Genomic DNA, 20,749 nt, shown 5'->3' with positions numbered 1-20,749 from the left:
GTTCATTGCGTGCGCAGCATCTCGCCAGTGATCGCATATCCTCCGTCGAGCCAATCGACCACCTCGGCAGCGACCGGGTGATCGATCGCTGCGTAGCGCGAACGGATGACAGCGACCTGATCGCTCGGCATCCCCCTGCCGCGGTCCTGCAACATTGCGATATCGGCCTCCAGCATCTCCGCCAGCGCCGGGCCTGCGACAGCAATTGCCGCGTCACGAAACGCCGTCATGTATCGATAGTCTTCCCCAAGCGTGTAGCATTTCGGGAGCGTCAGTGCGGGGATACACCCCAGCAATGGCTGCGATGCGGGATTGATCGCATGATGGGATATATATCCGGCAAGGCTGGCCGGACGACCGGTAAAGGCCCGCAAGTGCAGATGGGCGGACATGCGTGGGCCGTCATTGACCGGATAATTGTCCCAGACAGCAGGCTTTCGTCCCAGCAGATCCCCTATTTCCCGCATCGCCCCTGGCGATAGCTGTCGGGCGCACACTTCCTCGCCGGTCCAGTAGATGGCAACCGCAGGATCGACATTCCGACCAAGGGCGGCCAGATAATCGACAGGGCGCTGACCGAACACATGGTCCAGCACCCGATCGTCCGAGTAGTAGGTCGGTGTCACGAAATATCGCGTAGCCGCAGAATGATCGAGGCAGAATGAAACGATATTGGCCTGGCGCGTCGCGAGGTCCGGCACGTCGCCGTCCATGTCATCGAACATGATCACAAGATCGTCAATGCCAACAGAGCGGAGTTGATCCAGCTTGGCACGAAGCGCCTGCCGAGTGTCGGCATCGAAGGAAAGATGCGCGCCAAAGGGTGTCAGGCCGATGCCGAAACGGACGCCCAAAGCACGGCATCGATCTGCGAATGCAGCCAATGCATCGAGATTTTCCGATGGATAGGGTCTTTGCCAATCGCGTCTCAGATAGCGGTCGATCTTCGGCGCGTAATGAAAGAAGCCATATCCCGCCGGGGCCAGACATTCGACGACCGTTGCCCGCGCGTTCCAATCCCAGCAACGCCCGAAATAGCCTTCGATGATGCCCAGTTCCGGGATCACGCCGACGCGCCCGCGATCCACGTACCGCGAACCTGCATGGCATCATCCAGATGCACGAAGTCCGCGCGCATGCCGGGCCCCAGCCTGCCCCTGATCTTCCCGTGACCGATCAGAGCCGCGGGCGTAGTACTCGCCATTTTCGAAGCCTGAACGATGCTGGCGGACATCATCGAGATGGCGTTACGAAATGCTGTCGCCATGTCGAGATCCGACCCGGCCAATGTACCGTCGGCCGCGCGGCAGGCTCCATCGATCGCCGTGATGGTTTGTCCAGCCAATGAGAATGTCTTGGAGGCGCTGCCGACGGTCGGCATGGCGTCGGTCACGAGCATCAGTTTTTCCGCACCAACAGCAGACAGCGCAATGCGCAATACAGCCGGATGGACATGATGCCCGTCGACGATGATGCCGCAGGTCAGCGCACCTTCAAGCCCCGCGCCAACGACGCCCGGTGCCCGGCTTTCCATCTGAGTCATGGCGTTGAAAAGATGCGTTACCGCTTTCATGCCCTCGCTCCGGGCGCGCTGCATGTCGTCATAGCTGGCCATACTGTGCCCGGCCGCTACGATGATGTCATGCTTCGACAGTTCGCGTATGACGCCTGGCGCCGCCAATTCCGGAGCAAGCGTGACAAGCGTCTTGCCGGATTTCAGACCGGTCAGCAAAGCAAGCGCCTCAGCATCGATGACATCGAACTTGTCAGCGTCGTGAATGCCGCGCTTGGCCGGATTGAGAAACGGACCTTCTATATGGATGCCCAGGACACCGGGTATCCGCATCGCAATCGCCCGTTCGACCGCGTCAATTGCCTTTGCAATTTTTCCGCGGTCGTCACTGATGAGGGTTGGAAGAAATCCCGTCGTCCCGAACCGACGATGAGCCGCTGCAATCTGCGCGATCCCTTCGACGGTCGGTTCGTCATTGAACAGGACGCCTCCCCCGCCGTTGACCTGAAGATCGATGAAACCCGGGACGATCGTACCGCCACCGAGCGAGACGACTTCGCCGTTTCCATCGACGTCAATATCCGGCACGACACTGGCGACATGTCCAGCCTCCACGACGAGCGCATGGCCTTCCCGCGATCCGGCTTCCGTCACGATGGCGGCGCCTGTGAATATCCGGCGGGTCATCGTGTTTGCGTCACCTTGTTCAAAAGCGGCGGCCGATCGGGATCAAGGCCACGCGAAAGCGAGAGCGCATTTACCATGCGATAACAGCTCTGGATCAAGGCGATCGGCGCGACATTGGGGTGCATGTCTGGAATGACGGGCAGACTGGCTGCCGCGCCATGCCCCTGCCCCGCGATCAGCAGTGGTGCCTGCTGCCGCGCAAGCGTCGCCATCAGACCGTCCAAACCCGCTGCGCCGGAGTCGGACGGCGGAAATATCAGAACGGGAAAATCCGGGCCGACAAGGGCCATGGGGCCGTGCGCCACTTCGGCGATGCTGAATGCTTCCGCATGCAGGCCGCAGGTTTCCTTGAACTTCAATGCGGCTTCCTGCGCGATGGCGAGTGTCGGCCCGCGCCCAAGGACGAAAAGACCATCGGGTCGAGACAGCGGAGCGATCGCGCCACTCCAGTCAAGATTCCATGCCTGCGCCAGCCTATCTGGCAGCATGTCGACGGCCTGTTTCATTGTCCGGTCATTCGCCCATTCGGCGACAAGGCGGGCAATGGCCGACAATGTGCAGATATAGCTTTTGGTGGCGGCGACGCTCTTTTCCGGGCCGGCATCTATCGGAATCACGACATGGGCGATATGCGCAAGAGGCGACTGCACATCGTTGACAAGGGCTATGACCAGAGCGCCTGCGTCACGAGCCGCTTCTGCCGACAGCAAAAGATCAGGGCTTCGTCCTGATTGCGAAATGACAAGGAAAGGTGCCCGCGCGACATGCGCCAGGGTCGCCTTGTAAATCGAGCTTATCGAAGGTGCCTGGGACACCGTTGGAATGCCGAGGCAGGTTTCAAACAGGAATTTGGCATAGCTGGCGGCATGATCGGAACTGCCCCGTGCGCAGGTGAAGATGATGCCCGGCGCCAGCGTGCGCAACTGTTCGGCAAGTGCGGAAAGACTGGAAGCCAGATTGGAGGCCTGTCGCGCGACGGCCGCAGACGCATCCTGCGCCTCTGCAAACATCTGTGAAGTTTCTGTATCGATCATGGGATCGACTATATCGGTCGAGTCATCAAATACAATACCTATATAATACCAATTTAGATTTGTGTCCGGACAAACGCCCGGCGGTTATCAGAGCTTCAAGGTCCAACCACGCGATACGAGCATCGGTATGGCAAGAAGGACAGGCGCAAGCGCGATAACGCTGAACGCCAGCGAAGACCACGGGCCGGACAAGCCGGATGCGGCAAACCAGTCATAACCCATTGTCCAACCGGTCTTGCCGTGAATGACAGGCCTGATAAGAGCGGCAATCAAGACCATGTGGAGAACATAAGCGGTCAGCGCGCTTCTTCCCAACAGTTCCAGCATGTCAGTGACGAAATTGCGGCCAAAGCGTCGCCAGATTTCACGCACGACCATCCATAGGATGATCCCCAGCCCGGCGGCGACCAGAGCATAGCTCGATGTCCACAGCGACTTGTTGAGTGGGATGTGTGGCGACAGCAGCAAACCTGCGATGACAAGGGCGACGCCAACAATGATGCCCGCCAACGTGTTGGGTGACGATGAAGGAAGCCCTTGTCGCCAACGCTGCACGGCGACACCCATCAGGCCGGTGGCGATCGCCGACAGCGTCGAGAGCACGCCTTCAGGATCCCAGCCTGCATGATGGCTGCGACCGGGAAGAACATGCTGGTCTAGCCATCCGCTTATTCCTTGACCGGGCAGAAGACTGGGTGCCGCGGTCCCCGGTGCAGCGACGCCGAGCAACAGGGCGCTGTGCAGCACTAGCAGGGCGGCTGCGCAGCACGCGGCGAGCCGGTATCCCGCCGACCGCCGGACAATCCAGACGCACGTGATGTAGACTATCGCGATACGCTGCAGCACGCCTGCCCAGCGAACATCGCCTGGGTCCAGAGTTGGCCGCAGCAGCCATCCGATCATGATGCCCAGCGCGAACAGCTTTGCCGCGCGCACCAGCGCATGGCGGAACGGCGGATGCGGTCGCGTGTCCGCGGTCAATGGAATCGCGATTCCGACCACCAACAGAAACCAGGGAAACACGAGATCTGCGAGCGTCAGGCCATGCCAGGCGGCATGCTTCAGGAACCAGAATGCCGTTTCATCCGACCCTTGCAAGTTGACAAGCATCATCAGCAGGACGGTAAGCCCGCGGAACGCGTCGAGCGATCCGTCGCGCTCCGTTCGGTTCGTCACGGACATACGATGCTAAAGGACCGCATAGCCGCCCCGCAATTCACTTACGAAGTCATACCGGTCCCCGCGATAGGCAGAGCGCGTAAACTCGACCGGCCGCCCGTCGGCGAGGCGGGTCAGTCGCTCGATGCGCAGTATCTCGGCTTTTTCGGTCATCGACAGCAGTGCCGCCTCCGTGGGGGTGGCCAATGAGGCACGGATTTTCTGTGTCCCGGTGACGGGGCGAAAACCACGCTGATCCAGCGCCTGATAGAGCGATTCGCCGACGCTCTCGACATCAGGCAGGAATTGCACGGGCACGATCGCATTTTCGATCGCCAGCGGTTCGCCATCGGCTAGACGGACGCGACCAAGGCGGGCGACTCGAGCGTCGCCCGACAACTCAAGCATCTTGGCTTCTTCCGGTGATGCGCTGGCAATCGTCTTGATCATCCAGATCGCGCTGATCTTCTCGCCACGCGCCTGCGCATCCTCGCTGAAGCTGCTGAGATACGATCCGGGCGCTTCGATGCGCGGCGTCACGAAGGTCCCGGAACCCTGCCTGCGCACGATCAGTCCCTCGTCAATCAGCGTTTCGATCGCACGCCGCACCGTAACCCTTGAAGCACTGAGTATCTCGCAAAGATCGCGCTCGGACGGTAGTGCGTCGCCTACACCAAGTTCACCGGTCATGATTTTCTGACGCAGATCGGCCGCAAGACGCATGTAGATCGGCGCATGCCCTCGTCCGCTGAAGCTGGAAACCGCACTGTTCATCATGCTTCGATCTCCGCAATCGCGTCCCGCAAAAGCTGGTTGTTGCGTTCGAGTACGTCTGTTGCCTGGGCGGTGGTGAGTCCTTTTGCGATCAGTACGGCTTTCTTGATATCGTTGTTCGCGGCACGGACCGCCGTGATTGCGGTATCCCGATCGCAATGCGTCAGCTTCACCACCATGTCATGCGCACGATGCAACAGCTTTTCATTGGATATGACCATATCAACCATCAGGCCACGGTAAACCCGACCAAGGCGCAGCATGATCGCCGTCGACAACAGATTGAGGATGACCTTTTGGGCCGTACCTGCTTTCATCCGGGTGGAACCGGCGATCAATTCGCTGCCGGTATCTGCCAGAAGCGCAAACTCCGCAGCCCTCAACAGCGGTGCATCAATATTGTTGGCGACGCCGATCGTTAGTGCGCCCTTTGATCTCGCCCATTCAACAGCACTGACTGTAAAGGGCGTGCGCCCACTTGCCGCGACACCGATCACGACATCGTTCGCATCGATATGCGCTGCTTCAAGCTGCGCCCGCGCATCGCCGCCATCGTCCTCGGCGCCTTCCGCGCTGACGGAAAGCGCGGCAAGATGGCCAGCCAGAACAAAGACCAGTCTGTCCTGAGACCAGCCGAAAGTCGGCCCAAGTTCCACCCCATCCTGCACCGCAATGCGGCCCGATGTGCCCGCGCCGACATACACCAGGCGACCACCCCGGCGCAGATGCTGTGCGGCCGCGCTAGCCGCCTTGGCCAGCGCCGCGACCTGCGCTTTGATTGCCGCGACGGCAGCCAGTTGCCCTTCCAGCATGGCATCAATGGCTTCTTCGATCGGCCATGAGTCGATATCGACATAGCGCGGGTTGACGGATTCAGTTTTCTGCATGAGGCCTCTGTTCAAAATGTGCCTGCTCGCTTTGCCGGCCGATCATGCACACGAATGTTGCAACTATGGTTCCGACTATGAGCTGCCAGGGGAATGCAATCATCGCGAACTGGGTCGGCAGCCCCAATGCGGAAACGACATAGGGCTGAAAAGCAAGTACCACAAAAAATCCCGCCAGAAGTGCCGCGATAACGGACATCGACGATCCGCGCCGCGAAAATACGGCGGTAAAATAGACGCCCAAAAGACCGGCGTAGGCAAAGGCCATGACACCAAGAACGAACTCCAGCAGCGGCATGTTCGTGGATCGTTGCCAGAAATAGCATAGTATCGACATGATGAAGAGCGATATACCCAGCACCACCATCATCACACGACCGGCGAGTATGTAATGGCTCTCCGGCTTGCTGCCATGGCGCTCTACCCATGGCCGATAGAAGTCGCCGATCGCTACTGCCGCCATCGAGATGAGACCTGAATTGACTGCGGCCGAGGCGATCACGCCCACGGTCACAAGTCCTCGTATTCCCGGCGGAATTTCACTCAGAATGAAATGCATGAAAACGGTGATTTTTTCACCCTTGAACGTACCCGATAACGCCTGTGCGCTGCCGGTCATCAAATCGGGACGCTCGTAAAAGACATGCAGCAGCGCCCCGATGACGAGGAAAATGGCGATGACCGGGAACGAGGCAATCACCGAGCCATAGAGCGCACGGCTTCCCTCGCGCGCATCTTCGCAGGCCAGCAATCGCTGCGTGGTGTCCTGATCCAGACCAGAGTTGCCGATGTTGAGCAAAACCAGACCAGTCAGCACCGCAGCCAACGAGAAAGGTGCGGAAAAATCAAGGCTGGTGTCGAATATCTGCAATTTGTCGACACCACCGGGCGACTGCATAAGGCCCGTCACGATGTCTGACGCCGATGCCGGTATTTTCATGCCCAGGAAAACGATGACGACCAGCGCGGCGCCGATATAAAGGATGACCTGCACCAGGTCGCTCCAAATGATGGAACTGAGGCCGCCTATGAAAGTGAAAATCAGTCCGAAAACCAGCAGGATCAGGGAAGCCACGACGATGTGATTTGCATTCACATCCAGGAACATGATCATCGAAACAGCAATTGCAGCGAGGTAGAGGCGTGCCCCGCTGGCAAGAATACGACCGACTAAATACATCGCGGCGGCGGCACGGCGGGCACCTACGCCGAAACGCGCCTCCAACAATTCGTAAACCGTCGAAACATTTACTCGGTAAAAGCGGGGTATGAGTATCTTCGACACGAAAACGGCCGCCAGCAATGCCGAAATCACAACAGCAAGATAACTGAAATTGCCGCGAAAGCTGTAGTCCGGCACGCCCAGAAACGTCGCGGCGGACTGGACCGTGGAAAGAACCGAAATAGCGACAAGCCAGGTCGGCGCGCGATGCCCGGCCAGAAAATATTCGTCTGCCGTGGCCATCTTGGCGCGCGTCGACAAATAGCCGGCAATAGCGAGCAGCGCCACATATCCGCCCAGTACAGCCCAATCGAGCGCGGTAAACTGCAATGGCATCTCAATCGGCTTCCACTGTGCAGGGACAAGGGCTGACGCGCGCGTGCAGAACGCGCGTCAGCCAGTTTCGGCCAATCAGCGACGCAACGTCAATGAAAGGCCGAATGTCTGTCCCAGTACGTCATAAGTGTCGGGATAGGTATTGAACGCCCCGAAATTTACGGGCCGCGGAGGCTTCTTGTCGAACAGATTGTCGATTCCGACTGCAATCGTCAGTCCTTCGATAGGCGGACGAATGGCGATGTTGAGATCATAATAATTATAGGCGGGTATCACGCCGGTGCTGCCCGCTGCGCTGTCACGCACCTTGCCGATGCGCTTCCATCCGAACTGGACAGTCAGGGGATCGGAATCCCACGTCAGGGTCGCCCGATGACGATAATCCGGGGTAACAAGCGTCACCAGATCGGAGGAGCATCGCGCGCCATAGGTGCCCTTGCAGTTGATCGGGGCCAGCGCGGCATTTCGCTGGATCGTATATTCGGTCACGAAACTGGCCTGATATCCAACGGTCAGCCTCTTTCCCGGCAGGTTGTCCGGCAGGGCGATGCCATAGGTCATATCCACATCGACACCGGCCTGATTGATCGAAGCCAGATTGCGATCGTCCACAAAGGCATCCTGCAGATAGCCCGTAGTGGCGTTGCGGGTAACTGCCTGACACAGGGGGTTATTGGCGCTTGGATCGGTGATATAGCAGCTCGTGATCGCATCGACAGGCTGAATCTGACCGACCGCGTCGCGGATCTTGATGTCATAGTAGTCAACCGAAAGGCTGAAACCCGGCAGAAAACGGGGGGTCAGCACCCCGCCCACGGTGAACGTCTTGCCCCGTTCAGCGCGGATATTGGCATTGCCACCGAAGAAATAGCCGCCTTGCAGATTAAGCGGATCGCGCGAATTGTAGCTGCCCTTATATCCTTGGCGGGCACATTGTTCGGCATTGCCCGTGCCCAGCGCGCACGGATCGCCCGCATAGCGGGGGAACAGCCGCGCCACCGTGACGAGATTGGCGAAGGGTATCGAGAATACGGGGTTTGCGAACTCGCCCATATTCGCGTCGCGGATGACTGTCTGACGGGTCGCCCGAAGGCGCAGGTCGTCACTGACGATCCAGTTGATACCGATTTTGTCGGTATCATAGCGGCGGTCCACGCCTACCGATTTTTCGTACCACGACCGGCGATAGGCGCCTTCCAGTGTGAGCTTTTGTACAAGCGGCAAGTCTGCCAGAACCGGCACCACCAATTCCCCGAACAGTTCGTTCACCTGAATGAACGGTGGTATCGGAGGCGCGGATTCCGCGCCCTGGTTGAACGATCTGGAGAGGTCTGTGCCATAGGAATAGCGGCCGTTCTCCTTGCGATACTCATAACCAAGCGTGAAACCGACTGGCCCGGCCCATCCGGCGAAAAAGTCGCTCGTATCGCCGGATACATAGGCTGACGCCACCTGCTGCTTGCGCTTGCGGCTGCCATAATCGAAATCCTGCAGAAGGCTGGTGAAATTGCCGCCGGGACCGAAAATGTCAGTCTGATTCACTAGCCCGGCAAAATTGGCCCTAATGCCATCGCCTCTCACGGTAATGTCTTCGGTGGTCTGGCCATATTGATAATAGGCATCCCAGCCGATCGCAGGCGTGATTTGCCCGCGCAGGCCGATCTGTGCCTGATAGGTTTCGCGATCATTTTCAGCCGAAGTGGTCCCAAGCTCGCCCAGCGACCGGCGGACATTGACGTTGGCAAAGCCGTTGACGAACGTCAGCAGCTGCCGTGCTTCCGGGGGCAGAAACGTGTTGCTCTCGGCAATTTGCACGTTGATCCCGGCAGCGCCGGTCGTCGGAGGATTTTGGCCCGTACGTGTGCCGCCTCGCGTCTTGACCTGGGAATACATGACGCGGCCATAGGCTTCCACGCTGTCCAGGACGTCATACTTAAAGAAAACATCCGCGTTGAACCGCTTCAGCGGCTGAACCAGCAGAAACTGTGACGTATAGTCGGTCGACTGCGGCGTGCGCGTGAACGCGCCGTTCGCATCGAAGGAAAAGGTCCGGCCGCTGGCTACGTCCGTAAAATTGCCACCGATTGGCTCGATGGCGGCACCGCGGCGAGATATGCTGCGGTCTCCGGCCAGCAGCGCGTTGCGATCTGTATATTCAACATAACCAACAATATTGCCACGTCCGCCCAGGTCGACACCGCCCAGCAGGTTGACGCTGTACTGCGAAGCGCCGTCCGCTACGGCGCGGTAATTCGCCCCGCCCTGAATGCCTTTGAACTCGTCGTTGATGATGAAGTTGACGACCCCTGCCACGGCATCAGCGCCATAGACCGCCGCGGCCCCGCCGGTCAGAACGTCAACTCGCTTCAGAAGCGGTGCGGGAATGGCGTTCACGTCAACCGCGTTACGAAAGCTGAAAGGCACCGCTCGGGTGCCATTAATGAGCACGAGCGTGCGGTTTTGCCCGAGGCTGCGCAGATCGAGGGTCTGCGCACCGAAGGCGTCGCTCCCGACCGATGTCGAATTGACCCCGCCGGCGAGCTGCGGAATCTTCACCGAAAAATCCTCGACCGTTACCGCACGCTGCAACTGTATCTGTTCGCCGCTCAATTCGCTGACGGGACTGGTCGACGACAGACCTGCGCTCTTGATGCGCGTTCCCGTGACGACAATGTCGCCCACTTCCGCAGGCGCGTCTTGCGCATCCTGGGCGATTGCCGAAGTGGCCGACAGACCGACCATCAACGCGACCATAGAGGCGGCTGAACCAAGCCATTTTGACTGCCCGAGCGTCATGGAATACTCCCCTTTCAATCAGATTTGCGATACATCTTCTAAAACTGATTAATACCACTCTAATACCAATTTCAATACCTGCAACAGTTTTGTCATCGACGGCTGTTTTTTCCAGGGTTGATCTGACCACCGCCGTCACACTTGACCTGATCGGGATGATCGCGGTTGCAATGAAGACATGCTGCATCGGCAAAGCCCTGCGCTTTCGATCGCATGATCGTCATCTAGCATATTGTAATTCATGGAGAAATATCTGGAATGCCGCCTTCTGCATAAAAAGCAGACATGATTGTCTTTTTCCTCTTTCAATAAACGAACATATATGTTCTTTTATCGGTGTCGCTGCATGAACAGCGATCACCATTCCGAGTCGCAGCAAAAGCGACCGGAATTAGAGAGGGAGGATGCTATGGGTGGATTCCGCCAACGGTCGCGTTACGTTTTCGGTGCAGCGGCAAGCGTGCTGTTCTGCGGCGTCAGCACCATCGCTATAGCGCAGACGGAGGCCCCGCCGGTTGCTTCGGACGCGCCGACCGCCCAGACATCGGCGGAGCGTGGGCAGGTATCGGGTCTTGAAGAAATCGTAGTGACCGCCAGGCGTGTGTCGGAATCGCTTCAGGATACGCCGATCGCCGTCACCGCATTTTCGGCGCAGGCGATAGACCGCAAGTTCGCAACGGACATTCGGGCATTGGCAGGTGATGTGCCGAACGTCGTCATTACCAATGTGCCTGGCTTCAACGCTGCGTCGATCGGGATCCGCGGACAATCCACAGGCGACATCATCCTGACGTTCGAACCGGCGATCGGCGTTGTCGTCGATGATTTCGTGCTCGCGCATGTCCAAACGCAGCTGTTCGATCTGTTCGACATTGAGCGCATCGAAGTTCTGCGTGGGCCGCAGGGCACTTTGTTTGGCAAAAACACTGTGGGTGGCGTGGTCAACGTCATCACCAAGCGCCCGGAACGGACCTTCGGCGGCGAAGTGCGTATTGGATATTCCAGCTTCGACACCAAGGACGTCAAGGCCTCGATCAATATCCCGCTCGCTGACACGCTTTTCTTCCGTGCTGCCGGTTCGTTCCAGGAAGGCGATGGCTATTACCGCATGTCGAAGAACAATGCGGTCGACGGCGTGCAGGGCCTGCCCGGCAACGGCAAGCGGCGCAGCGGCACCCGCTATTTCAGCGGCCGCGCAAAGCTTCTGTGGGAACCAACACCAGATACCAACCTCATGCTGACGTATGAGTTGCTGCGCGATCGCGGAGACTCGCCGCCCAGCGTCAACGAGACGCCCGCAGGCTTTCTGTTCGACGTGCTGGGTTTCCCCGGTATCCAGACCACGGGCAGAAGCCCCTTCCAGACCGGCACAACCCTGTGCGCGGGTGATGCGAACAATGTCGGCAACGCCACCACGCCGACCTGTCCCGGCACCCTCAATGGCCATCGCATCGATGTCGATGGCCTGTATCTGAGAGGCGAGCATAAAATCGATGGTGTCGGTGCGATTACGATGGTCGGCGGATACCGTCGGGTAAAATCCATCCTGCCGTCGGACTATACTGGGGAGAACGCCTTTCTGTTCGTATCGACGCGTGACGACGTGCGCGAACAATACAGCTTGGAGACACGATTCAGCTCCGATTTTTCGGATAGCCTCAAGATGACTGTCGGTGCGATGTACTGGGGCCAGACGATGGACGCCAACGCCACGTCGCTCCTGGGCTTCCTGCGCTTCCTTGGCGATCCGACGGCACTGACCGATCCGAACCAGTCGACTGCGGACTACAAGGTCGACAGCTATGCGGTGTTCGGTGAAGCGGAATATAAGCTGGCGCAGAGCTTTTCGCTCTTTCTCGGCGGGCGCTACACGAAAGAGGAAAAGAGTTTTTCCGTTCGGCCGCAGGTGCGCCGTTCGACGATCGCGACCGGGTTCTGGCCGGAATACTCGGACAGCGCAAAGTTCTCAAAGCCGACGATCAGGGCAGGCTATCGCTGGGAGCTGGCGGATGGGATCAACAATTATTTCACCTACAGCCAGGGTTACAAATCGGGCGGCTATAATGAGCAGGCGATGTCTGCGACGTCGGCCCTGCCCTTCCGGGAAGAAACCGCCGACAGCTTCGAACTCGGCCTGAAGACGGAAACGCCGGATCGTCGGCTCCGCTTCAATGCTGCTGCATTCTACGTGAAGTACAATGATCTGCAGCGGGATGCTGTGGTCCCGTTCGTGGACCCCATCACCGGCTTGCCTGGTCAGGAAACGCGTACGACGAATGCCGGCAAGGCCGAAGTCTACGGACTGGAGCTTGAACTGAGTGCCGTGCCGGTCGACGGCCTCACGCTCGGCGCGTCGATGGGCTATCAGAAAGCCAAATATCTCGAGTTCTTTACCGACATCGATGGCAACGGCACCAACGAGGACGCGTCGTTCCTGAAATTGCGCAACGTGCCGAAGATCACGGCCAACGTCACGGCAAGCTATGCGTTTCCGCCTGCGCCATGGGGCCAGGTCAGCCTGAACGCGGATGCCAATTACCAGTCGGAATATGAATCGGTGACCCTCAACGCCCCCTTCACGCAGGGACAGGCAAGGACGTTGATCGGTGCCAGCATTCACTGGTCCGATCCGTCGGAAAAATACCGGGTGTCTGTTTTCGGCAGGAACCTGCTCGACAAAGTATATCGGGTTTCCGCCAACTCCGTCGCGGGTCTGTTCAACTTCACCAACTATGCGCCGCCACGGTCTTTCGGCGTCGAGTTCGCGACGAAGTTCTGAGCGGCCCGATGAAAGCCATACGTCCCCTCCTGATCGTCACCGTTTTTCACTGCGATCGGGAAACACCTGCCGGGTCGGCTTTGCCGACCCGGCTATTTTTTCAGGCTGTGCGGACGTCCGATATCCTTGGGAACAAGATCGAAAGCAAAGCTGATCCGGTCCTGCGCCCCCTCGAAAGGCTGAGTCGTGTGCCACAGATAAGAGGGAAACAGGATCATCCGGCCCGCGCGCGGCTCGTAGAGGTGGCGCGTCCCACCGTTACCCAGGCTGTCGGGCAAGGCACCGATCGCGAACCAGCCTTGCTGCCCTTGGGCGGCTTCCGGCGGCAAAGTCGGATAATAGACTCCCGAAAGCCAGTTGGGCGCGTGGATATGCGGTTCCACCGCGCCGCCGGACGACAATATCGTGCCCCACATCGTCAGCGTCCAGTGGTGTGGGGCAGCCTGAACGAAAGGATGCGGATCGGACCCGAGGGCGGCAACATAGTCTCGCGAGGCCTGCGTCGCGATATGCGCCAGTGCGCGCAGGGCGGGCGTTTCCGCCGTCGCCAGATCGTCGCTTTGACGCCCCTTGCGGGTTACCAGCCCCTGCGGCTCGTACGTCAGCGAGGGGTGCGCGCGCAATTCCTCCTCCAGCATGGCGTTGAAGGCTGTCACGCTGTCGAAGCCGGGCGCCGACACAATGTCCGTCACGCGCACGAACTGCTCCAGCCGCATCAAATCTTGCAATTCCCTGCTGCGGCCCAACCGGTCAAGCGCCGCGCATTTGAGCGCCAGCGGCGTGGTGACGGTGGGCAGCGCCACGATCAACCGGTCGGTCAACCCGACGGCCTCTTCATGCCGACCGGCTCGGATCAGAGCGCGGCTGAGGTTGACACCGACCGGGTGGTTGAGCGGCCCTATCGCCAGAACTCCGGCATAGGTTTCGATTGCCGCATCCAGCGCCCCGCGCGCCTCCATCAGGCTGCCAAGCTGGTTCGCGGCACGCGGGTGTCCCGGCAATCGTTTCACCAGCGCATAGGCCATCGTCTCGGCAGCGTCGGCTTCGCCGTCGGCCGCCAGCGCATCGACGAGATTGAGGGCCGCCTCGACATGATCGGGACGAATCGAGAGCGCCTGCCGATAGGCGGCGATCGCCTCCGCTCGTCGCCCCGTCCGGGCCAGTGCGACGCCCAGATTGTTCCAGGCCTCCAGATGCCGAGGGTCCGCGGCGATGGCCTGCCGCAGCGGCTGTTCGGCCGCCTGCGGCCGGTCGTCAGCAATCAGGCAGGAGCCGAGATTAGCCAGCGTCACAGCCGATCCGGGACGCAGGACCAGCGATCGTTCCAGTGCCGCGATAGCATCCGCAAACTGCCCGACGCGTTTCAGCGCGATGGCATGATTGCCGATGCGAGCGGGATTGTCCGGATCGCCTGCCCGCGCGCGGGCAAAGGCATCCAGCGCCATCGCGTCGTCGCCCGTGCGCTGTGCCACGAGACCCAGCAGCGTGAGGGCGGCGGGATCGTCGTCGCGTTTGGACAGCAGCGCATCGATCAGCGGCCGCGCCGCCGCCGGATCTGGTCCCTGCGCCAGCCTGACCGCTTCATCCAGCAAACCCGAAGTCATCGATCGAAAGGCCTCAGTGAATGATTGGCGTACTCATGCATGTCCGCACAAAGCCGGAAAAGTCAAACAGCTTCGCGGCGCTCGTTGCGCAGCTCCAGAAAGATGTTCGTGCCAATGAGCCGGACGTACCGATCTTTCAGGTCATGCGAAGCCAGGATGATCCGGCACTGTTCGTGTTCACCGAAATTTTCGCAACCGAGGCTGCTTACACCGCGCATCCCGACATGCCCTATCACAAGGCAATGTCCGCGGCGGGCTGGGCCTGCGTCGACGGTGAACCGGATATCCTTCTTTTTACGCCGCTGACCGACAACGACATTCAGGGAGACGCATGATGATCGCTTCGCTCGAAGGACGGGTGGCGCTCGTCACCGGCTGCACTGGCGGCATCGGATCGGAGATCTCGCGCACACTGGCCGAGGTCGGCGCGACAGTCATCGGGGCTGACATTCCTGCGGACGGCTCCGCATGGGCTGCAAATGTGCCGAATAGCACATATCACCCGCTCGACGTGACGCAGGAAGCGGACTGGCAACGAGTCATTGCCGCGATCGAGGCGGAACATGGCGCGCTCGACATATTGGTGCACGTCGCCGGCATCGTGGTGGTCGAGAAGATGCAGACCACCACCATCGAGCAGTGGCGCAAGCAGATGGCGGTCAACGTCGATGGGCCTTTCCTCGGCACCAAAGTCGCCGCCGACCTGATGCAGCGCACCGGCGCGCAGCGTCCGTTCGGCAGTTCGATCATCATCATTTCTTCGGTCGCGGGCCTGATCGGATCGCCGCTGCACACCGGCTATTGCGCGTCGAAGGGCGCGGTGCGGCTGTTCTCTAAGGCCTGCGCGATGGAGTTTTCGGCACTGGGCTACAAGATTCGGGTCAACACGGTGCATCCCAGCGGCGTCAAGACGACCATGGTGGATCACATCCTGCAACGCTTCGTCGATAACGGCTTCGCGCCGTCCGTGGAGGAGGCCGCTGCCGGACTGGCGCCTGCCCATCCCATCGGGCGCATGGCCGACCCCATCGACATCGCGAAGGCGGTGCGGTTCCTGGCGTCCGACGAGTCAGGCTACATGCACGGCTCCGAACTGGTGGTGGACGGCGGATACACTGCGCAATGACACGCTTTGCCGGACAGGTCGCGCTCGTCACAGGCGGCACGTCGGGGATCGGCGAAGCGGTCGTGCGCGGATTGGCGGCGGAAGGGGCGAAGGTCGCCATTCTATCGAACGCGCCGCAAGCCGATCTGGATGCGGCGATCGCCAGCGGCGCCGTCGCCGCCGCGCAGCAAGTCGACATCGCTGATGCCGATGCGGTGGCGCGGGCAGTGGCGATGCTGACCGACGTGATCGGCGCACCGGATATTCTCGTCAACAACGCCGCCATCTGGCAGCCCAATCCGGTGCCGGAAAGCCCGATCGCGCTGTTTGACAGGCATATCGACGTCAATCTGAAAGGCAGCTTCTACGTCACGCAGGCTGTGCTCCCCGCCATGATCGCGCGGGGCGAGGGACGGATCATCTTCGTTAGCTCGGTGAGCGGTGTTGCCGGGCGCGCTGGCGACAGTGCCTATTCCGCGTCGAAGGCCGGGGTCGCCATGCTCGCGCGCACCCTTGCCGCCGAGCAGGGACCAAGGGGCATCCGCATCAACTGCGTCTGCCCTGGTGCAGTGGCGACGCCGCTGACAGCGGGCCTGCGTACGGCGGAAGGCGAAGCGGCCATCGCTGCGCTGATGGAAAACCATCCCAGTCCGCGCCGCCAGTTCTTCATGGACCCGGCACAGATAGCAGACCTCATACTTTACCTTGCAAGCCCCCAGTCCAGCGCGATCCACGGCGCCGTCATCGCGGCGGACGAGGGCCTTACGGCTACCATGTAATTCTTTGGAGGAGATTGAAGGTGACAGCGGAACATGATGCCGGAAAGACCGGCGACCTGATCGTCAACATCGCCGATGCCCGCGCCCATGAACTTGGGCAAGGCACGACCATCCGCCTGCTGCGCTACAGCGAGGAGACGGGTGACTGGGTGTTGTGGGTGGAGATGCAGCCAGGCGCGACCTTCGCTCCGCACTGGCATTTGGGTCATGGCCAGTATTTCGTGACCAAAGGCGAACTGATCTACGACGTCGGCTCCGCACCGGCGGGAACCTATGGCTATGAACCGATCGGTTCGCGCCATAGCGAGGCGCGCTGTGAGCAAGTCACCGAATATCTGTTCATGGGCCATGGTGCGGTCGCCTTCACCGATGCGCAAGGCGAAGTCCGCTTCATCCTGAACCATGAGTTTCTGCGCGATCTTTCCAAGGGCGCGCTGGTTGCCGACATATCGAACGAGGGCGCCGACGACGCCCTTGCGGCGGCCTGAGTCATGGCCAACGCCCGCGTCGCACGCCTGCGCGCCATGCTCGCCGCCGAGGGGATGGACGCCGTTGTGCTAAGCCATCCGCACGATGTGCGCTACGCCACCGGCTATCATTCGGTGCTCGAACGATGGACGCAGATGGAGCCGTTTGCTGCCGCGATCGTGTTCGCCGATCCGACCAAGCCCTCCATCCTCGTCATTCCCGAAGCCAATCTCGGCATCGTTGCCGTGCTCAACAGGGATGGCCCGGAATGTACGTTCGACGAGATCCGCACGTTCGACATGCTCAATTTTTGCGAAGTCAGCCGCTATGTCGATCCCGACCGGCCCGGCAGCCGCCTCGCCGATGACGCTATGGCGATTGCTGGCGCGATCAAAGGGACATGCCAGAGCGACATCGCCGCAGCGGTGGCGGCGACCATCGTCGATCACGGCCTGACCGGATGCACGATCGGCTTTGACGAGCATCGCCTTTCTGCCGCCGCCATGTCCAGCGCGCCGCATGTCTATCGCGATGCCCTCGACCTGATGATGCGAGTGCGTGTGGTCAAGACGCCGGACGAGCTCGCGCGCTATCGCACCGTCGGCAGGATGGCCGATCGCGTCATCGCGCATGCCGGATCGCTGCTCCATGCCGGAGTGGACTGGAACGACGTGCAGGCGGGCATCTGCGATTTCATGGTCCGCAACCGGGTCATTCCCGTTGATGAAGGCGCGATGCTGTTTGGCGGCAGCTATGACGGAGATGATTTCATTCCCGACCTGTTCCGCACCGCCGGAAACCGCGCCCTGCGTGATGGCGATATCGTCATTCTGGAGACGCAGGGCGTACTTGACGGCTTCTGGATCGACATCAACCGGACCGCTGTCATCGGCACGCCGACTCCCGAATATCAGCGTCTGCACGATATCCTGCGCGACGGTTTCCTCAAGATGGTGGACATGCTGCGCCCGGGGGTATCGACCAACAGCCTGCCTGCGATCGGATACGAGCATTTGAAGGCCCATGGTGTCGCCGCGCCCGAAAAGCTGCTCGTCGTCGCCCATGGGATCGGCCTGATGCCGCTCGAAATCCCGCTGCCCTACCCCGCCGCCGGGCTGTCCGGGGTCAAACAGGGCTTTGTGATGGAGGAAGGCATGCTCATCAGCCTCGACAGCCTGTTCTTCGGCGCGAAGCTCGGCCCGTGCCACATGGAAAATGTCTATGCGATCACCGCCACCGGGCCGGAGCCGATGTATGCCGCCCCGCTCGAACTGATCGTCGCGGGCAAGACATCCGCCCCACCAGAACCTGCCTTCGCCTGACCGCCCCCATCCCCACAAGGAACCGCCATGACTGATCGACCCAATGACCGCAGCCTTGAAAAATATCGCCGAATGCTGCGTATCCGCCATTTCGAGGACAAGGCGGAGGCCATCCACGCCGCTGGCGAAATCCCCGGTGCGCTGCATACTTACGCCGGGCAGGAAGCGTCCGGCGTCGGCGCCTGCATCGCGCTGCGTAACGACGATTACATGGTCGGCACGCATCGCAGCCACGGCCACCCCATCGCCAAGGGAGCAAAGCTGCGCCCGCTGATGGCCGAACTGCTCGGCAAGGTGACAGGCATCTGCAAGGGCAAAGGCGGGTCGATGCACCTGTCCGACTTTTCCGTGGGCAGCCTGGGGGAAACCAGCATCGTTGGGTCCGGCATCCCGGTGGCGGCCGGGGCGGCGCTGGGATCGAAGCTCCAAGGCAATGACCGGGTGGCGCTGTGCTTCTTCGGCGACGGCGCGACCAACGAGGGCGCATTCCACGAAGGCATGAACCTTGCCGCCGTGTGGAAACTGCCCGCGATCTTCGTGTGCGAAAACAACGGCTATGCCGTTTCCACCCCCGCCTCCGCCGCCGTGCCGGTTAAAGATATAGCCGAGCGGGCGAAGGCCTATGCCATGCCGGCGATCATCGTCGACGGGCAGGATGTGGATGCGGTCGAGGCAGCGGTAACCGAGGCGGTGGAACGCGCCAGGACCGGAGGCGGGCCGACACTGGTGGAAACCAAGACCTATCGTTACGCCGATCATGCCGTCAACATGGGGCGCATCCTGCTCGATCGCGGCGCGGAAGTGGACGAATGGCGCAAACGCGATCCGCTGACGCTCTATCGTGCGCGGCTTCTGGAAGCGGGCGTGGCCGCCGCCACCCTCGACGCGATGGAACAGGAGGTTGCGGACGAAGTCGCCGACGCCCTGCAATTCGCGCGCGACAGTGCCTATCCCGAACAGGCCGATGCATTCGACGATGTGTTCGTCGATCGCCTGCCCATCCCCGATTATCTGACCGCTTGAAGGCGAGGACCAGCCCATGACCAAAGCCACCTATCTCGAAGCGATCCGCCAGGCCCAGCATGAGGAAATGTCGCGCGATCCGCGCGTGTTCATCATGGGAGAAGACATCATCTGCAACGTGTTCGGCACCACCACTGGCTTCGTCGAGGCCTTCGGGACGGAGCGGGTGCGCGACACGCCGATTTCCGAAAACGGGTTCATCGGCGCAGCGGCCGGGGCGAGCATGGTCGGGATGCGGCCGATCGTCGATGCGACGATCGCCTCTTTCCTCTATCCGGCGATGGACCAGATCATGAGCATCATCGCCAAGTCCCGCTATATCTATGGCGGTCAGGCGCGTCTGCCGCTCGTGATCCGCACCTGCCTATTCTACGGCAATTCCAACGCGGCGCAGCACAGCGACCGGCCCTATTCCATGTTCATGAACGTGCCGGGCCTCAAGATCATGGTGCCGTCCAACGCTTATGACATGAAGGGGATGCTGAAGGCCGCGATCCGCGACGATGACCCGGTTTTGTGTTTCGAGGACAGCACCTGCTGGACCAGCAAATCCGACATGCCGGACGACCCCGATTTCATGATCCCTTTGGGCAAGGGCGACATCAAGCGCGAAGGCACGGACATTTCGGTCATCGCCGTAGCGGGGGCAGTGCCGCTGGCGCTCAAGGCGGCGGAGGTACTGGCGAAGGAAGGCATTTCGATCGAAGTGGTGGACCCGCGCAGTCTGGTGCCGCTCGACAAGGCGCTGATCCTGAAATCGGTGCGCAAGACAGGGCGTGCGATCACCGTCGATCCCGCGCATCAGACATGCAGCGCGGCGAGCGAAATATCGGCGCTGATCGTCGAACAGGCGTTCGATGCGTTGCGCGGCCCGGTGCTGCGGGTCGCAACCGCCGACACGCATCTGCCTTTCTCTCCCGCGATCGAAAAGGCGCTCTACCCTACGGTTGATCGCATCGTCACGGCCGCCCGCACACTGGTCGGCACCGCACGACCAGTGTCAGCGTAAGGAGAGCGCAATCATGGCCAACATGAAAGTGCTGCTCCCGCAATTCGGCATGGGGATGCAGGACGCGGAAATCGTCCGCTGGCTGAAGGCCGTGGGCGAGCATGTCGAAGCGGGCGAGCCGCTGGTCGAGGTGGAGGCGGCCAAGACGACCGTCGAAGTGCCCTCGCCCGGATCGGGCACGCTGACCGAGATCATTATCGGCGCAGGCGAATCCGCCGATGTGCGCGCTCATATCGCCACGATTGCGATCTGA

At 60.7% G+C, this 20,749-nt stretch carries 18 protein-coding genes; 9 read left to right on the top strand and 9 right to left on the bottom strand.

The genetic code is table 11. The annotated features are described in order from the left end of the window. Positions 1 to 2: 2 nt before the first annotated feature. The 8 genes from ENE74_RS08990 to ENE74_RS08955 form a co-directional block, all read right to left on the bottom strand. Entirely contained in the window at positions 3 to 1,088 is a 1,086-nt protein-coding gene (locus ENE74_RS08990) for a beta-N-acetylglucosaminidase domain-containing protein (protein WP_241241903.1), read from the bottom strand. Further along, positions 1,064 to 2,200 (bottom strand): N-acetylglucosamine-6-phosphate deacetylase, encoded by a 1,137-nt coding sequence (nagA, locus tag ENE74_RS08985; RefSeq protein WP_127690496.1) that lies wholly within the window; start codon positions 2,198 to 2,200, stop codon positions 1,064 to 1,066. Before nagA ends, ENE74_RS08990 begins: the two co-directional genes overlap by 25 nt. Continuing rightward, on the bottom strand, positions 2,197 to 3,234 hold the full coding sequence (locus ENE74_RS08980; protein ID WP_206517674.1) for an SIS domain-containing protein: 1,038 nt from the start codon (positions 3,232 to 3,234) through the stop codon (positions 2,197 to 2,199). Before ENE74_RS08980 ends, nagA begins: the two co-directional genes overlap by 4 nt. An 87-nt stretch (positions 3,235 to 3,321) precedes the next feature. Next, the gene (locus ENE74_RS08975) at positions 3,322 to 4,410 is read right to left on the bottom strand and encodes an acyltransferase family protein (protein ID WP_127690495.1); all 1,089 of its coding nucleotides are present in this window, start codon (positions 4,408 to 4,410) and stop codon (positions 3,322 to 3,324) included. A gap of 12 nt (positions 4,411 to 4,422) precedes the next feature. Continuing rightward, entirely contained in the window at positions 4,423 to 5,169 is a 747-nt protein-coding gene (locus tag ENE74_RS08970; RefSeq protein WP_241241902.1) for a GntR family transcriptional regulator, read from the bottom strand. Beyond that, entirely contained in the window at positions 5,166 to 6,053 is an 888-nt protein-coding gene (locus ENE74_RS08965; RefSeq protein ID WP_127690494.1) for an N-acetylmuramic acid 6-phosphate etherase, read from the bottom strand. Before ENE74_RS08965 ends, ENE74_RS08970 begins: the two co-directional genes overlap by 4 nt. Further along, a complete protein-coding gene (locus tag ENE74_RS08960) occupies positions 6,040 to 7,611 on the bottom strand; it encodes a sodium:solute symporter (protein ID WP_127690493.1) in 1,572 nt (523 codons plus the stop codon). The genes ENE74_RS08965 and ENE74_RS08960 overlap by 14 nt, the downstream gene beginning before the upstream one ends. A gap of 75 nt (positions 7,612 to 7,686) precedes the next feature. Next, positions 7,687 to 10,407, bottom strand: coding sequence for a TonB-dependent receptor plug domain-containing protein (locus ENE74_RS08955; RefSeq protein WP_127690492.1), 2,721 nt, complete (start codon positions 10,405 to 10,407; stop codon positions 7,687 to 7,689). Between the two features lie 409 nt (positions 10,408 to 10,816). On the opposite strand from ENE74_RS08955, the gene ENE74_RS08950 reads away from it, so the two are divergent. Then, positions 10,817 to 13,186 (top strand): TonB-dependent receptor, encoded by a 2,370-nt coding sequence (locus tag ENE74_RS08950; protein WP_127690491.1) that lies wholly within the window; start codon positions 10,817 to 10,819, stop codon positions 13,184 to 13,186. Between the two features lie 92 nt (positions 13,187 to 13,278). Here ENE74_RS08950 and ENE74_RS08945 read toward each other — a convergent pair whose 3' ends face one another. Beyond that, on the bottom strand, positions 13,279 to 14,790 hold the full coding sequence (locus tag ENE74_RS08945; RefSeq protein WP_127690490.1) for a tetratricopeptide repeat protein: 1,512 nt from the start codon (positions 14,788 to 14,790) through the stop codon (positions 13,279 to 13,281). Positions 14,791 to 14,810: 20 nt separating this feature from the next. Between ENE74_RS08945 and ENE74_RS08940 the strand changes: the two genes are divergently transcribed. From ENE74_RS08940 to ENE74_RS08905, 8 genes are read left to right on the top strand one after another with little or no spacing between them, the layout of a single operon-like run. Continuing rightward, complete coding sequence (locus tag ENE74_RS08940) at positions 14,811 to 15,125, top strand: putative quinol monooxygenase (protein WP_127690489.1); 315 nt, start codon at positions 14,811 to 14,813, stop codon at positions 15,123 to 15,125. Then, complete coding sequence (locus ENE74_RS08935; protein ID WP_241241901.1) at positions 15,122 to 15,916, top strand: SDR family oxidoreductase; 795 nt, start codon at positions 15,122 to 15,124, stop codon at positions 15,914 to 15,916. Before ENE74_RS08940 ends, ENE74_RS08935 begins: the two co-directional genes overlap by 4 nt. Beyond that, positions 15,913 to 16,674 carry an SDR family NAD(P)-dependent oxidoreductase gene (locus ENE74_RS08930; RefSeq protein ID WP_127690488.1) on the top strand — a complete coding sequence of 254 codons (762 nt, stop codon included), beginning with the start codon at positions 15,913 to 15,915 and terminating at the stop codon, positions 16,672 to 16,674. The genes ENE74_RS08935 and ENE74_RS08930 overlap by 4 nt, the downstream gene beginning before the upstream one ends. A gap of 20 nt (positions 16,675 to 16,694) precedes the next feature. Then, positions 16,695 to 17,162: a cupin domain-containing protein gene (locus tag ENE74_RS08925; RefSeq protein WP_127690487.1), complete on the top strand. Its 468-nt coding sequence runs from the start codon at positions 16,695 to 16,697 to the stop codon at positions 17,160 to 17,162. Between the two features lie 3 nt (positions 17,163 to 17,165). Further along, positions 17,166 to 18,464 (top strand): M24 family metallopeptidase, encoded by a 1,299-nt coding sequence (locus ENE74_RS08920; RefSeq protein ID WP_127690486.1) that lies wholly within the window; start codon positions 17,166 to 17,168, stop codon positions 18,462 to 18,464. A 27-nt stretch (positions 18,465 to 18,491) separates the two neighbouring features. After that, entirely contained in the window at positions 18,492 to 19,487 is a 996-nt protein-coding gene (locus ENE74_RS08915; RefSeq protein WP_127690485.1) for a thiamine pyrophosphate-dependent dehydrogenase E1 component subunit alpha, read from the top strand. A gap of 16 nt (positions 19,488 to 19,503) precedes the next feature. Beyond that, the gene (locus tag ENE74_RS08910) at positions 19,504 to 20,496 is read left to right on the top strand and encodes an alpha-ketoacid dehydrogenase subunit beta (protein ID WP_127690484.1); all 993 of its coding nucleotides are present in this window, start codon (positions 19,504 to 19,506) and stop codon (positions 20,494 to 20,496) included. A 13-nt stretch (positions 20,497 to 20,509) separates the two neighbouring features. Next, positions 20,510 to 20,749 carry a lipoyl domain-containing protein gene (locus ENE74_RS08905; protein ID WP_127690483.1) on the top strand — a complete coding sequence of 80 codons (240 nt, stop codon included), beginning with the start codon at positions 20,510 to 20,512 and terminating at the stop codon, positions 20,747 to 20,749.

It is taken from the genome of Sphingobium algorifonticola, assembly GCF_004005485.1.
In the GTDB taxonomy this organism is placed as follows: Bacteria; Pseudomonadota; Alphaproteobacteria; order Sphingomonadales; family Sphingomonadaceae; genus Sphingobium; species Sphingobium algorifonticola.
Note: the sequence above shows the minus strand (reverse complement) of the source record. Positions and strands in the feature narration are given on the sequence as shown.